This is a genomic window from Nostoc sp. LEGE 12447 (assembly GCF_015206985.1).
Classification (GTDB): Bacteria; Cyanobacteriota; Cyanobacteriia; order Cyanobacteriales; family Nostocaceae; genus Nostoc.
This window is the reverse complement of the sequence record NZ_JADEXT010000030.1, coordinates 83086-98991: the sequence shown is the minus strand read 5'-3', so window position 1 is coordinate 98991 and position 15906 is coordinate 83086. Positions and strand designations below refer to the sequence as shown.

The window sequence follows — 15906 nt, the reverse complement described above, 5'->3', positions numbered from 1 at the left end:
CTGGGCGGCTCAAGTTTTTGGCCAATCTATGCTCTCGAAAAGAAGAATTTTGTTTTCTGCCACAACTGACGACATAGAAACTGCATGAAGAATTTTGAGCATCTCTCCCACAAAATCAACACCCTAGAACCAGTCCAATTTAGAGAGGCATTGAGACTAAATGTTTAGAGTACTCCATCGCCAGCAGTCCCTAGTGTATCTGGTCAAAGCCACGGATGCCGTCCGTAATCCAGTAATACTTGGGATTGCTTTGCGGTTACTTACGAGCGAATGATTTTACTGTTGGCTGGGATGGAGTTTGGATCATCCCCATTGTTGACTCATCCCTCCTCCTGCATTTAAGGAACTTGCATTCCGCGTTGCACAGCCGGACGTTGCTGCACCATGTCCACTCAGCGTTTGAGATTTGGATAGTTGTCGAGTGTTAAACCCTGAAATTCATAAATCGCTGCCCACGGATAAGTAGCAATATCAGCAATAGAATAGTCACCACAGATAAATTCATTGTCTTGCAGTTGTTTATCTAAGACACCATAAATACGTAAAGTTTCCTTTTCATAACGCTCAATAGCATAGGGAAGTTTTTCGGGTGCAAAACGTTTAAAGTGGTTAAGTTGCCCAAACATTGGCCCGACTCCTCCCATTTGGAACATCAGCCACTGTAGTACTTGAAAACGGCTTTTTTGTTCAGTAGGTAATAGTTTGCCTGTTTTTTCGGCTAGGTAAATTAGAATTGCACCCGATTCAAAAACTTTAATCCCGGTTTCTTGGTCAACAATGGCCGGAATTTTACTATTGGGATTGATGGCGATGTATTCAGGTGTAAATTGCTGTTGTTGAGTAATGTCAATTTTATGGACATTGTAGGGCAATTCAACTTCTTCCAGCATAACGGAAGCTTTGCGTCCATTGGGCGTGGTGAAGGTGTAGAGATCAATCATCTGCTATTATCCCAAAATCTTGGCATTTTCCGATGGTAATATAGCTTTGATTGAGAAATTAGGGTATTAGCCGATAGAGAGATAAAAGCAATACTGAACAGGTAGGCGATCACTTTTTTTCTTCGCTTATCCGTCTGGACACTAGCTCTTAAATATGATTAGGGGTGCAGGGGTGATCCGGGAAAGCGATGCCGAACGCGCGGAGCGATCGCTTGGTGTAAAGAGCGATTTCCAGATTCGACTGTCAACCAAAACTTTTCCTTTAGGAATCGAGTAAGGGCAATCGCTCACTTTCCAAGAGAACCATCGTAACTATGCTCCCACACTGCCATGAACTCTTCCCACTCCTCGTCTGTCTGGGGTGCTTTGTCTTGTGTCAGTCCCACTATTCGCGCTAGCAACAAGCTTCGTCTAAGCTCTCGCCAAGCTCAACCAACTGGTGTTCTAGGTTGGGGTCGTAGCCTTGGGCTAGTAGCTGGGCATACTCAGTATCGGTGATGCCGAGGTTATGGATGTTGGTCATGGTTGGGGTGGGGGGCGATCGCGTCGGTGGTTTTCATGCTCTCGAATGCTGTTATGCGCTCAATGTCTGGTGTAGCAAAATAAGGGATTATTTAGGTAGGTAATATATAATAATTAAACTAATTTAAATATACTGGTAATTATAGCGATAGATTTAATCCGATGAAACCATTAAATCAAAAGTCCAGATGGGAAGAATGGAAGAGATTGAGAGAGGCTGGGCATGACTATAGAACGGCTTATACTCTATCTTCAGATAATCTTTTAGCTACTCATAATAGATTGAATAAATTAAGGGAAGATATTTTAAACTATATTAATAGTGGTAAAAAAGATAAATCTTCACCCATACATCAAAAACTTAAAAGGTTTCAAGAGAGTAATAGTAAATATCTTCAAGAAAATAGTGAATCAATGAATGATATTCCAGAAGAATACCGAAACCCCTATTATATATATGGTAGGGATTTAACAGACTTATTATCAGATTAATAATAGTTTAAATTGTTTCCAAAATTAAGTTTTAGAAATTGGTATATTTTTTGAAACCTGAGTGATTGCTTCGTTGCATCCGAGAATTGGGTGGGGGGGATCAGCAGGGAGTATCTATAGGAGAAAATTTTTTACTGTTTTGGAAAGTTATAAAATTTGTAATTAATTATCGAATTTGATATTACTTCCCAAACCACTGATTTAAAGATTCCCGACGTTGTTGATTTCTTTCTCCTGGGGTCATATCAAAAGGACTTTGTTTTTTTAATATCAGTGGGTTATAAATCCCTGTTTCCCAGTTTCCATACATAGGATTAGGTATTGCAATGTAAGCAGGTTTAACTATCCCTTTTGTGATATTAAACATACCGTAAAAATTACGGTTCTTGTCTACATGATCCCGACGTTGTTGGTTATTCTTGCCTATAGTTTCATCAAAGTCATTTAGATTATCCCCAATCAAGGCGATTACTGTATATCTTTTTCCATCAGCATTGCCATTTTTAACAGCTTCTACTCGCCATTGTTTAGAAGTATTCTCTTTGCCGTCAATCTTTTTGGTAAACTCCCCCTTTAACAATACTGTCTGTCCGTTTACTCCTGTAAACCCCACAGATTTTAAATTGTTAATAGTAGCTATTTCTAAATCATTGCTTTTAGCATCTTTAGCGCTCTTTTCATCTCGATTAGAAATAAAGAATACCTTACCCCCATTTTTATTTACATAATTAACAAATTCAACTGCTCCCGGTACAGCTTTAGCTTTCTCCTCCTTAATCCATTGATTCCAAGTAGTAATTTCAAAACCATTATTAGTATCTAATAGCCCTGCTTGATAGGGGCTATTATCAAGAACTGTTTCATCAATATCAACAATGATGGCGGGACGGGTAATATTTTTTGATTTAGCGGTATCAAAAGTGAGTTTGGCTATATTGAACGCTTGATAAGTTAATGCTCTATATTCTCCAGATTGTTGCACCCAATTAACTGCCAACATTGATTGCTCATTTAATTGTTGGTTACTAATTCCTCCTTGTGTATCTTGCTGCAATTGTGACAGGAGTAGCACTGGTAACAACGCGGGAGCAGCAAAGAATTTAGTGGATAATTTAGACATTGATATTTTGGTAGTTATAATGATTTTCTTTGGGAAAGTTTAGGATTTTTTTGAGGATTTTTTCTGCGAACGCCAATCCCAAGGTGCAGTAAATTGTGAATCTGCCCAGATATTTAAACGTTGTTGTTTAGCTTCGGCTTCAGCCTGTTCTACAATACCAGCACTAGGGCAGTTTTTCAGGTATTTTCGATAAACCACAGCTAATCCTTCCTTAACTAATACTTGTTGGGCAAAAGTGCCATCTGGTAAACGTACTTCAGCAACTTTACGCCCATAAAAATCAGTATCTACTATATTCAGTTTGACTTGACTACCACCCTGTTGTATTAATATTTTTAGTCGTTCTTTAGCTTTATTGCCCCATAGGAACTGATTTGTATCAGCAGAACTATCACTATTTTTTTCTGCATCCGAATGAGGTACTTCTGCGGTATCTATACAAGCAAATCTCACTCTGATCTCTTGATTAGATACATCAGTGACAGTAATTGTATCGCCATCATCAACTTGTTTAACTTGATAACTTGACTGAGTAGAAGAATTAGATATATTTTCTAATAAACTCAATTGATTAGGTTCTGTAATTTTTAATTCAAACACTTGTCCTTGTGCTTTTTGGGGTGCAACATTTATGATTTTGACTTCTTTACCTTGTAAAGCAATTGGATTAGAAGCACCAGGAATTTGATTCAGGATTTTTCGAGGTATAATTATCTGGTAAACTTTATTATCTTTTCCTGACAACTTGAAAGTTTCAATTTCATTAGTTTGGCGAGTCCATCCATTAATTCGCCCTAATATTTCTGAAGTATTATTAGAATTATTAGATTTTTGATTTAGGGAACTATTACTACAGTAAAAATTAACCGGATTTTGCTGAAAATTTGCACATCTCAATATTTCTTCAGTTCTTTGAGAAATCTTTATTAATTGTGAATAGTCAGATTCCTCCCCACCACCATAATTAGCTTGTTTTCTAATATTATCTGGTGCGTTAAGTAAAATTTTTGTAATTATCTGACGGTCAGATTCAGAAAGCTTAGGTGATAAATAAACATTAGAGCCGGGAATTTCCTTACTTAAATGAATGATTCTCAAATCTTTATCATTTGTAACTGCTTCATAAGCAGCAGCACCTACATCAGCTTTTCCAGTTTTAACTAAGTCTTTAATATCTTTTCCTCGATGCCCCATGTCTACCCTGAGACTTTTACCAAATAAGTCATAAGCAGGTACATAGAAACTAGATGCTGAATTGAAATCTCCAAGAGCAATAGTATTTGTAGATTTTAAATCATTGAGAGATTGAATACTACTAGTAGATTTTGTGAATAAAGTAGCTTGGTAATATGGAGGATTATTTGGAAACATTCGCGCTGCAAAATGATAATCGTTATTTTTAGCAGCTACAGAAAGTATTGGTGATAAAGTAAAGGCAATATCCCATTCTTTATTTATCATCCTTTTTCGGGCTTCTTCATAAGGAATTGATTCATCACCATCAATAACTATTTGTACTTTATTACCCAATTTCTCACGTAGGTAAGTTGTTAACTCTTCATAGTAACTGGGCTTACTCAAAATTCCTATAGTTAAAGAACTTGTTTGTAAGCTTTGTTGTTTATTTGTAATAACAGGAGAAGGTGAGGAGACTGCGGATTTAGGAGAATTAGATGGACAACCTGATAAACCCAAAATTCCAATAAATGCTAGAAGCTTTATGAAAATATAGCTATTTTTAGAATTAGACACAATAGATATCACCTGTATTTTTATGATTAAGCTGCTTGTTGATTAGATATGCCTGTAAGTTTCTGCAAGATTTTTTGATATCTTGTTGCATTTTGTAAATAAGCTTGATTGTCTAATTGTTCAATAACAGTAATCAAATTATTTAGTGTAGCTACTCTATAAAAACCACCTATATTCGATTCAATGTTATTATTAATATCCGAGTTTGCTGGAAATACAACAATACCATACACAGGAAATTTACCCCAGTTTGATGAATTTACATATTTATATAAAGAATCTACATAAGTTTTAACTTGCTGATAAGGGTTTTCTCCCCAGCAAGCATAAATATAGAGTTTTCTAGTTCCTGTATCGCAAGTCCATCCAGTATTACGCGGATTACCAACAGATTCAATTGTTCCTTTATAAGATTTAGCTTCTACAACGATACAGCACTTATTTGTAACAATTATAAAATCAGTAAATTTACTTCCTTGTCTTCCGCTACCTACATCAAATTGTGTTAATACTCTTTCTGAAGAAAAATGCTTTACTAAAGAGTTTTTAATAGATAATTCAAAAATATTGAGAGGATGTTTACCTTTTATTTCAACAGTAATAATCTCAAGCTCTTTAGCCAAAGCTTCTAATTCAGCTTGTTTCTGTTTTTCACGTTGTTCTAATTGTTGTTCTCTCTCTTGAGATTCTAATAGAGAATTTTGCAAAATATCTAGTTGAGTATTAAGTTGCTCTTGCATTAAGTTTTGATTAGCTAACTGTTGTTCTAAGGCAGTAATAATTCTCTGGGAACTTGTTTCATTATTTCGCAGTTGTTGTAATTCAGAATTAACTAAAGAACGAGAGTTTTCAATTTCCTGTATTTGCTGCTGAAGTTGGGATAATTCATTTTCTTTTAGTTCATTAGTTCTTGCTTGTTTATTTTGAGCAATATATAAATCCTGAGTTAATTTTTTAATTTGCTCTTCATATTCCTGTTGCTTATTTAGATTTTGCTGTGCTTCTAATATAGCTTTTTCAGATTCAATTTGTGCCTTTCTAGCACGTTGTTTAGATTCTAACAGAGAACTTTGTAAAAGTTCTAGTTGATGGTTAAGCTGTTCCTGTTCTAAACTTTGATTAATTAACTGTTCTTCTAAAATAGTAGCAATTTCTTGGGAATTTTTTTCATTATTTCGCAATTTTTGTAATTCAGATTCAGCATCATATATTTGTTGCTTTAGTTGAACTAATTCAATTGCTTTTGGTTGATTATTTTCTAGTTGCTTCTCCTGAGCAATCTGCAAATCTCTGTTTAGTTTTTCAATATGTGCTTGATACTGTTGTTGTTTATTGAGATTTTGTTGTGCCTCTAATCTAGTTTTGTCAGATTCAGCTTGTGCCTGTTTAGCGCGTTGTTGAGACTCTAATAAGGAACTTTGCAAAATCTTCAATTTATTGTTAAGTTGCTGTTGTTCAAGTCTTTGATTAGTTAATTCTTGTTCCAGTCTAGTAGCAATTTCTTGAGATTTTTTTTCATTGCTTTGTAGTTGTTGTAACTCTGATTTAGCTAATAAACGAGAATTTTCAATATTCTTCATTTGTTCTTGAAGTTTAGCTAATTCATTTTCTTTCAGTTTATATAATTGATTAGCTTCTAATTGTTTCGTTTGAGCAAGTTGTAAATGATGATTTAGTTTTTCAATACGTTGTTGGTACTGTTTTTGTTTGTTTAGATTCTCTTGTGCTTCTAACTTAGTTTTTTCTAGTTCAGTTTGCAGAGTTAATAAATTTTCTGTATTTTTTGGGAGATTATTCAGAGATTCCTTGAGTTGATAAATTTCCTGTTTAAGCCTATTATTTAAAATACGCATTCTACTAGCATCTCTAACTAATTCATTCTTTTCTTCCTCTCTTTGATTTTTTAATAATGTTAGTTCATTTATTCTCTCGGCTAATTGAACTTCTAAAACTTTGTTGATATTTTCTAATTCATCTTCTCTTTTTTCTGCTTTCTTTTTATCAACTCGCTTTTTATAAAGTATAAACTCCAAACCACTCCAGACAAGCAAAGTCGCCCCGAAACAAGCCATTAGACTTGTTGCGTAAGTTTGAATCCTACTACTTCCAGAAAAAGGATTAGTTACCAATGTTGCAATATCCTTTTGAAACGTTGGCCTTACACCCCTAACATAGTAAACCCTACCGATAACACGGCCCTGATTAGTGACACTTATAGCACTGCGTTCAGTAGCATGAGAATTGCTATAAGTCCACTGTGCAAATGCAGGTGGAGGATCAAGCAACACATCGTATGGATGTTTTGTTAACTCTTGTGGATTTAGAGCCGCTTTCCAAGATGAGGATTTTCCAGAATCTTTACCTGAATACGAAATTATTTTTTGTCCACTAGAGTCTGTAACGATTAATCCAAATAAACTATAATTACTATCTAAAGTACGTTGTACTTCTTCTGGTTTATTTTTAATAATTGCATAAGAAAGTTTCGTTGGTAGAGTATGAGATAAAATGTTAAAATCAACAGTCTGAACGCGAAATATTGTTTGATTCCAATAGTTGCTATAACGGTCAAAAGTAACTGCTCCACCAATTCCAAAACTAATTATTCCTGTTGTTGCTAGTCTAGCTAAAACTTTTAGTATTGCTCCTCTATTAGATGTTTTAGTTGCTTGGGTATTTCTGCTGTTGACCATTTGATGCTCCTGAAATTGATATTTTGCGATCGCTACACCATTAGTTGATATCAGTACAAAAAATCCTTTGAATAATACTGAATGCGTGACACTGATTACAGTGTGCGATCGCCTGGGTTTCCTCTAAGAATTTGAAGAGCAACCGCTACCATTGCTATCCTTTCAACTCATGTACACGTTGCCACTCCTGTTGTGTAATCTTGTAATTGGTAGCATTGGGCTGACGAATCACAGAAAGATTTTTCAGCACAGGGTCTTATTTCAAGTTTTCCCATAGCAGTAGCTTTTCTAACATCTCAATTGTCAAGTGAATCTTGACGCAACTTTTCAAACGATCACAACTGATGTAAATGCAACACCAGGTATTAAATCGGCTTTGGATCAGGGCGAACGCACGGTTGTTTACCAGACCCTTACTGAATAAGGGAGCTTGCTCAAAAAACAGGCTAAATTATAAAATACCCAAACCCAAGTCTTAGAGGATTTTTATACTTTAGATGTGTTTACCTTGGGCTTTGGGTAGCCTTTGGAAAATTCTCTATGACTGCGATCGCATCAATTCTCCCTTGCTTTCCTTAATAAAATTTTTTATAAAGTAACTTATTTACGTAATACCACTAGTTACATTGTACTTAAGCGTACTTTAAAACGGAATAGACTTGTGAGCATACTACTTGCTTGCTCATAAGTATTAATTCAGTAATTACTACTATTTTTACTAATTAATCTGCTGCCAAATTTTCAATACTAATATAGGCTAACAATGGCACAAACTGTGAACCATTCACCTGGTTCAATAGTCACCTGTCGCAGTCGGCAATGGGTGATACTACCTTCAGAAAATCAAGATGTTATTCGTCTACGACCCCTTTCAGGCAATGAGGATGAAATTGCTGGTATCTACCACAAGCTTTTAGAAGAAGAGCTAGAGAAGATTGAATCAGCTACATTTCCTCTACCTCAAGCTACTAGCGTACAAGACCATGCAGCCGCACTCTTGCTTATGGATGCTGCACGTCTTTTACTCCGTAGCGGTGCTGGGCCTTTTCGCTGTTTAGGACGGTTGTCATTGCGTCCCCGTCCTTACCAGTTAGTTCCTTTATTGATGGCACTAAAGTTAGAGACAGTAAAACTGCTTGTAGCTGATGACGTAGGTATTGGTAAGACCATTGAAGCTGGACTAATAGCTCGTGAATTGCTAGACCGAGGTGAAGTTAAGCGAATTGCAGTACTGTGTCCACCACACTTGTGCGATCAATGGCAGCAGGAATTAAGTGAAAAGTTTCATATTGATGCGGTGGTAGTACGTTCTGGCACAGCTTCCAAGTTAGAGCGGAACATTCCAAATAATGACAGTGTTTTTAGTTATTATCGCCACCTGATTGTGAGCTTAGACTATGCCAAAGCAGACAGTCGGCGTGCTAGTTTTATAACTCACTGCCCTGACTTAGTAATTGTGGATGAAGCACATACTTGCGCCCGTCCAAATAAAACTACTACATCCCAGCAGCAACGACATCAGCTAATTACAGAAATTGCTAAAAAACAAGAACAGCATTTACTGTTACTTACAGCTACTCCTCACAGTGGGATTGAAGAATCTTTTCTCTCACTTTTAGGTTTGCTGAAGCCGGAGTTTGAGCATTTCAATCTCAATAGCTTAACTGACAAACAACGTGACCACTTAGCCAATCATTTTGTTCAGCGCAGACGGGCAGATGTCAAGCTCTGGCTAGGGAATGAAACTCCTTTTCCTGAACGAGAGTCAAGCGAGGAGTCATATAAGTTATCGAAAGAGTACAAAGAACTATTTGATGAAGTCTATGATTTTGCTCATGGTCTAGTGAAAACGACTACGGCTGATATGAGTCATGCTCAACGTCGGGGAAGATACTGGTCGGCTTTGGCTTTGATTCGCTGTGTTATGTCTTCACCTGCGGCTGCGATCGCTACATTAAATCGCCAAGTTAGTAAATCAGGCGAACGCTTACTGGCTGATTTAGACGAAGATTTGATGAGTTCTTATGTTCACGATCCCACAGAGCAAGAACAAGCGGTTGATGCTTCGCCAACTTTGGTCATAGAACAGGGACAGCAGAGTTACAAAGACGCAGACAAACGTAAACTTAAAGCTTTTGTGCAAGCAGCAGAGAAGTTGCAAGGTGGCAAAGACCAAAAGCTGCAATCGTGCATTGCTACGGTAGAATCTTTCCTCAAAGACCAGATGAACCCGATTGTCTGGTGTCGCTATATTGCTACGGCAAACTATGTAGCTGATGCTCTCAGACAGAAATTAGAGAAAAAAGGTAGTCAGATCCGTGTAATTGCGATTACTGGAGAACTTTCTGAAGATGAGCGGGAAACTCGACTAGAAGAGTTAAAATCTTATCCCCAAAGAGTGCTAGTTGCTACAGACTGTTTGAGTGAAGGGGTAAATTTGCAAACGCACTTCAGTGCAGTAATTCACTACGATTTACCCTGGAATCCTAACCGGTTAGAACAACGCGAAGGACGTATTGACCGCTACGGTCAAACAGCAACTAAGGTGAAAGCCTGCTTGCTTTATGGTCGAGATAATCCTGTTGATGGTGCAGTTCTGGATGTTCTGATTCGCAAAGCTGTGCAGATTCACAAGTCTCTAGGAATTACTGTTCCCGTACCAATGGAAAGTACTACTGTAGCGGAAGCAGTATTTAAATCCCTTTTTGAACGTACTACTGAGGTTATTCAGTTATCGCTGTTTGAGTTTCAAGAAGAATCTGCGGTTGATAAAGTTCATAAGAATTGGGACAAGGCAGTAGAACGTGAAAAAACCAATCGGACTCGCTTTGCTCAACGTGCTATTAAGCCTGAGCAAGTAGAACAGGAATTAATTGACTCTGACCAGATTTTAGGGAATGAGCAGGATGTAGAGCGGTTTGTCTTGTCGGCTTGCCTTCGCATATCTTGTTCTTTAATTAAGAAAAAGCAGGGATGGTTACTTTCCCAACCACCGGATTTTCTCAAGTCAACGTTAGGAGATAAGTCGCGTTTACTCTCTTTTACCACCCCAGCACCGGAGGATGTGGAATACGTAGGCCGGAATCACCCTTTAGTGGAAGGCTTGGCACGGTACATCCTAGAAGATGCACTCTCCCACACAAATGAACCGATCGCAGCACGATGCGGCTTTACTACAACTAATGCGGTACAAAAGCGCACAACTTTGCTGCTGGTAAGGTTACGGCATTTGTTAAACAGTTCTAAACGTACTACAGAAACGCTAAATACCACATCTCTACTAGCGGAAGAATGCGCGGTTATTGGCTTTACAGGTTCGCCGTCTAGTCCTAGCTGGTTGACGCAGTTGGAAGCGACATCACTACTGCAACAAGCCAAGCCAGTCAGCGATGTTAGTAAAGCTATGAAGCAGATAGAAATTGCTGATTTACTTCAAAGGTTAGAAGAACTCCAGCCAGATTTGGAAAAGTTTGCCAGAGAAAGAGCAGAAGAACTTTTACAAAGCCATAGACGCGTCAGAACAATGACCCAAGAAGGCCGAATTCGCGTCACTCCCCAATTGCCGATGGATATTCTCGGTATTTTCATCCTCCAACCCGGACGTAAGTAAAAGGCTGGTAGTCGTGCAAAGTACTTCTACCTGCCAGTAATCTTTTATTTTTAATTCTCCAAATATGAAAACTACATTAACTGCGATTCAAATCGAAGGAAATTTACTAGCTCCAGATATGACTGCCCAAATGCTAGAAGGCAGCATCAAAGGGCAATCACCAGAAGATTTTGGTTTTAATAAAACTGATAAATTAGCAGATGAAATTGCTACTGCTTGGGGTGATGCTAAAGCATACTGGGCAGCATTTCAACGCGCATTGGCAAGGCTCGATGAGAATAACTCGGCTACTACAATTACCCGTGAACTTTGGACAGTGCCATTACTGCAAAGTTTAGGTTATGAACCTGTATATACTGCAACAGCCGAAGTAGTAGAGGACAAAACTTATGCGATTTCTCACCGTGCGGAACCAGGAGAAAATAAGCCACCTATTCACATTATTGGTTGTCGGCTAGAAATCGATAAACGTCCTCCCAGTGGGACACCCAGATTATCAGCACACGCGCTGGTGCAGGAATATCTTAACAAGACAGAGCATCTTTGGGCGATCGCAACCAATGGTTATCGCTGGCGGTTACTGCGTGACTCTTCGTTGATGACTCGGCTTACTTATATCGAATTTGACTTAGAGCAAATTCTCAGTGGTGAGAACTTTGCTGAGTTTGGGTTATTTTATCGATTGTTTCACCGTTCCCGCTTGCCTGAAGGTATGGATGATGCGGATAAGTGCTTGCTGGAATATTACCACCAAGAAGCACTGCAACAGGGGGGACGGGTACGCGACAGACTCCGAGATGGGGTAGAAAAAGCACTAATACAGCTAGGCACAGGTTTTCTCCAACATCCACAAAACGAACACCTCCGCCAAAAATTCTCTAATAATTACGAATTAGTTTTTTATCGCCAACTGTTGCGGCTGATTTATCGCTTACTGTTTTTGATGGTGGCAGAGTCCCGTAATTTATTAATTGGGAATGATGTAGAGAAAGCCCGAATCTATCGAGAATATTACAGCATTGAGCGACTGCGAGAGTTAGCCGAGCGTCCCCATTGGCGACGGGAAGGTTTTCAAGATTTATGGCAGGGTTTGCGGGTTACATTCTTGCTGTTTGATGAAAATTGGCGGGGAAAATATTTAGGATTATCACCATTAAATGGCGACTTATTTGGTTCGTACACTCTACCAGCTTTAGATGATTGTGCTATTGATAATCACGATTTGCTAGTAGCGATTCGGGAGTTATCGTTATATCAAGATAAGGGGCAATTACGACGGGTAAATTATACTGCCTTAGATGTCGAAGAATTGGGGAGCGTATATGAAAGTCTCCTTGATTTTCACCCAGAAATCTCTCCTAAAAATTACGAATTCAAATTAGCATTTGGTAGTGAGAGGAAAACTACTGGCTCTTACTATACACCACCGCAGCTAGTGGGACAACTGATAAAAACAGCTTTAGAACCTGTAATTGAAGAAAAACTTCGTAGTACAAAAGAAAAGCTTCGGAACGCAGAAAGCAATACTTCGACTACGCTCAGTAACCATCAAGAATTAGAAAAAGCACTTCTCGACCTCAAAATTGTAGACCCCGCCTGTGGTTCTGGACATTTCCTCTTAGCGGCGGCACGTCGGGTAGGAAAAGAATTAGCTAAAATTCGCACTGGGGAAGCTGAACCAGGGAGTGAACCTTTAAAATTAGCGATTCGAGATGTTATCCAAAATTGCATTTATGGGGTGGATTTAAACCCCTTGTCCGTTGATTTGTGCAAAGTAGCCTTATGGATTGAAGGTTTTTCTCGTGGCTTCCCTCTTAACTTTTTAGACCACAGGATTAAGTGTGGTAATTCCCTTGTGGGAGTGATGGATTTGAGTTGTTTAGATGAAGGAATACCTGATGAAGCGTTTAAGCCAGTAACAGGTGATGATAAAAAACTATCTACACAGCTTAAAAAACGGAATAAAAATGAACGAGAGAAAGCAGGACAACTATCAATTGGTGAGAAGTTAGAAACTGATAGCGTAGATTATGCAGAAATGTGGCGGCAGTTGGGGGTAATTCCTGAAACCACACCACAACAAGTTAAAGATAAGCAAAAGCAATATAAAGAGAATTTGCAAGAATCTACTTGGTGGTTGAGACATTCTGCTTGCAATTTATGGACAGCAGCGTTTTTTATGTCGCTAACTGAGCATCATTTGCAGTTATTACCTACGACCGAAGCATTAAACCGTTTAAAGCGTGAAAAAGTAGAAAAAATTCGTAAATCAGACGAAAATTACGAATTACGAATTACGAACTATGAATTAAATAAGATTGTAGATGCAGCGAATAAGTTAGCTGAAGAAAAACACTTTTTTCACTGGTGTTTAGAGTTCCCAGAAGTATTTGAGCAAGGCGGATTTAATTGTGTGTTGGGTAATCCGCCTTGGGAACGGATTAAGTTACAAGAGAAAGAATTTTTTGCTTCTCAAAGTGCGGAAATTGCTAACGCTATAAATAAGGCAGCGCGGGAGAAGTTGATTAAGGAATTACCTAAGAAAAATCCTGAGTTAGCACAAGTTTTTGAAGATGCAAAGCATGATGCTGAAGCACAAGGAAAATTTATTCGGGAGTCGGGTAGATTTCCTTTAACTGCGGTGGGAGACATCAATACTTATGCTATTTTTGCTGAGACTACGAGAAAGTTGATTTCATTTGATGGAAGAGTTGGGGTAATTGTTCCTACCGGAATTGCAACTGACGACACTTGTAAAAAGTTTTTTGGAGATTTGACGCAGAAAGAAGCTTTAGCAAGTCTGTATGATTTTGAAAATCGAGAAGCTTTATTTACTGCTGTAGATAGCCGGATGAAATTTTCTTTACTTGCTATTAGTGGTAAACCAATCAAACGGGGGAATTTTGCCTTCTTTCTGACTCAAGCAAAACAACTAGATAATCAAGCTCGTCTGTTTCAGCTTTCACCTCAAGATATTGCCTTAATTAATCCTAATACCTTAACCTGTCCAGTTTTTAGAACTAGTAAGGATGCAGAATTAACCAAGAAAATTTATCAGCGTGTTCCTGTTTTAGAGAATGAAAAGACAGGTATTAAACCTTGGAATACATATTATATGAGATTAGTGGATGCTAGCGACCATGCTGAGTTCCTAAAATTTCCTTGGCAAGAACGCGATTATGATTGGAATATTCCTTTATATGAAGCAAAACTAATCTATTTTTATGACCATAGGTTTGCAACTTTTCAAGGAGTTAGTCAAACAGCAACATCGGAAGGTAAAGCTAGAGAAGCTTCTGATATAGAAAAGCTAAATCAAAATTTTCACATTGATCCTCGCTATTTTATCCCAAAAAAATTTATCACTTCTTTATTTGATAAGTATGTAGATTATAAGCAGAATTGGTTCTTAGTCTGGCGAGATGTTGCTAGAGGTACAGATGAGAGAACTTGCATTACTACAGTTATACCTAAAGTTGCAGTCTCAAGAAAATTACCTGCCCTCGGATTTAGTTCAAAAATAGATCCATCTGTATTACTTGGTAACTTCAATAGTCTGATTCTTGATTATATTGTACGCCAAAAAATAGGTGCTATCTCACTCAGCTATTTCATCCTCAAACAACTTCCCATACTTCCCCCAGAATCATACACCCCAGAAGATATCAAATTTATTAGCGATCGCGTACTCGAATTAGTCTACACCGCCTGGGATCTGCAACCCTTCGCCAAAGATATGGGATACGACGGTGAACCCTTCATTTGGAACCCCAACAGACGCGCATTATTAAGAGCAGAATTAGACGCATATTACGCCAAACTATACGGACTCACCCGTGATGAACTGCGATATATCCTAGACCCTGCTGATATCTATGGCGCAGACTTCCCCAGCGAAACATTCCGCGTTTTAAAGAATAACGAAATTAAACAGTTTGGTGAATACCGCACACAGAGATTAGTTTTGGAGGTCTGGGATAGAATGTTTGACACCTAAATTAAACCTGATTATTCTTACAGCAGATTGTAGATAAACCAAGTACAAAATCTAGAATCAAAACTAGATACTTAGCCTATCTTACTCAAGATTTCTGAAGTTTGCTGTAATTAAGACGCATATTAGATTTTATTCAATTTCTTCTTAATAAAATTAGATTGGTAAGCAATGAAAGTATTAGCAATTGTTGGCATGGCTGGTTCTGGTAAAAGTACAGTAGCTGAATATTTTAAAAATCATAACTTGCCTGTATTAAGCTTTGGAGACTTAATCAGAGAAGAAATCTTAAAACGCGGACTGGAAATTACGCCCCTGACAGAGCCAATAGTTAGAGAAGAAATCAGAAATCAGTATGGAATGGATGCTTGTGTAAAACTGTCTTTACCTTGGATTCAAGCTAAATTGATGAAAAATTCTTTTGTTATCATTGATGGCATAAGAAGCTTTAGTGAATATAAATCTCTGAAAAAAGAGTTCGGTGATAAATTAGTAGTCTTAACTTTATTTACTTCCAAGCATATCCGTTATAAACGCCTAGCTTCTAGAACAACAAGACCATTTAAAAGAGATGAAGCCGAAGCACGAGATTATAGAGAGATTGAGAAAATCGAGCTAGGTGGAACTATAGCTATAGCAGATTTTATGATTATTAATGATGGTCTATCAGAAGAATTATTTCACAAAGTGGAAACTTTACTCACTAATTTAGTTACAAAAGTTTCTTAATTTAACAAATCTAAACAGCTACTAAACACTCAAAAAATAAAACAATAGGTAAA

The 15906-nt window shown here is 37.7% G+C and carries 10 protein-coding genes; 5 read left to right on the top strand and 5 right to left on the bottom strand.

Translation table 11 applies throughout. The annotated features are described in order from the left end of the window. Positions 1 to 392: 392 nt before the first annotated feature. Complete coding sequence (locus IQ274_RS25295; RefSeq protein WP_194143831.1) at positions 393 to 941, bottom strand: glutathione S-transferase N-terminal domain-containing protein; 549 nt, start codon at positions 939 to 941, stop codon at positions 393 to 395. Between the two features lie 154 nt (positions 942 to 1095). Between IQ274_RS25295 and IQ274_RS37475 the strand changes: the two genes are divergently transcribed. Beyond that, the gene (locus tag IQ274_RS37475) at positions 1096 to 1218 is read left to right on the top strand and encodes a hypothetical protein (protein WP_265578567.1); all 123 of its coding nucleotides are present in this window, start codon (positions 1096 to 1098) and stop codon (positions 1216 to 1218) included. 117 nt (positions 1219 to 1335) lie between these two features. Here IQ274_RS37475 and IQ274_RS37470 read toward each other — a convergent pair whose 3' ends face one another. Beyond that, positions 1336 to 1464, bottom strand: coding sequence for a hypothetical protein (locus tag IQ274_RS37470; RefSeq protein ID WP_265578566.1), 129 nt, complete (start codon positions 1462 to 1464; stop codon positions 1336 to 1338). A 161-nt stretch (positions 1465 to 1625) separates the two neighbouring features. Here IQ274_RS37470 and IQ274_RS25290 point away from each other — a divergent pair, with 161 nt between their 5' ends. Next, positions 1626 to 1955, top strand: a complete 330-nt coding sequence (locus tag IQ274_RS25290; protein WP_194143830.1) for a hypothetical protein — start codon at positions 1626 to 1628, stop codon at positions 1953 to 1955. Positions 1956 to 2136: 181 nt separating this feature from the next. Here IQ274_RS25290 and IQ274_RS25285 read toward each other — a convergent pair whose 3' ends face one another. Genes IQ274_RS25285 through IQ274_RS25275 form a run of 3 tightly spaced genes read right to left on the bottom strand, consistent with a single transcriptional unit; the run spans position 2137 to position 7520 of the window. Further along, positions 2137 to 3075 (bottom strand): 5'-nucleotidase, lipoprotein e(P4) family, encoded by a 939-nt coding sequence (locus tag IQ274_RS25285; RefSeq protein ID WP_194143829.1) that lies wholly within the window; start codon positions 3073 to 3075, stop codon positions 2137 to 2139. 39 nt (positions 3076 to 3114) lie between these two features. Next, positions 3115 to 4827 carry a PhnD/SsuA/transferrin family substrate-binding protein gene (locus tag IQ274_RS25280; RefSeq protein ID WP_194143828.1) on the bottom strand — a complete coding sequence of 571 codons (1713 nt, stop codon included), beginning with the start codon at positions 4825 to 4827 and terminating at the stop codon, positions 3115 to 3117. Between the two features lie 26 nt (positions 4828 to 4853). Continuing rightward, positions 4854 to 7520: an NERD domain-containing protein gene (locus tag IQ274_RS25275; RefSeq protein ID WP_194143827.1), complete on the bottom strand. Its 2667-nt coding sequence runs from the start codon at positions 7518 to 7520 to the stop codon at positions 4854 to 4856. A gap of 763 nt (positions 7521 to 8283) precedes the next feature. Here IQ274_RS25275 and IQ274_RS25270 point away from each other — a divergent pair. The 3 genes from IQ274_RS25270 (at position 8284) to IQ274_RS25260 (ending at position 15853) form a co-directional block, all read left to right on the top strand. After that, a complete protein-coding gene (locus IQ274_RS25270) occupies positions 8284 to 11130 on the top strand; it encodes a helicase-related protein (protein WP_194143826.1) in 2847 nt (948 codons plus the stop codon). A gap of 64 nt (positions 11131 to 11194) precedes the next feature. Beyond that, positions 11195 to 15127, top strand: coding sequence for an Eco57I restriction-modification methylase domain-containing protein (locus tag IQ274_RS25265; RefSeq protein ID WP_194143825.1), 3933 nt, complete (start codon positions 11195 to 11197; stop codon positions 15125 to 15127). Positions 15128 to 15295: 168 nt separating this feature from the next. Continuing rightward, positions 15296 to 15853 (top strand): AAA family ATPase, encoded by a 558-nt coding sequence (locus IQ274_RS25260; RefSeq protein ID WP_194143824.1) that lies wholly within the window; start codon positions 15296 to 15298, stop codon positions 15851 to 15853. The last annotated feature ends 53 nt before the right edge of the window (positions 15854 to 15906 follow it).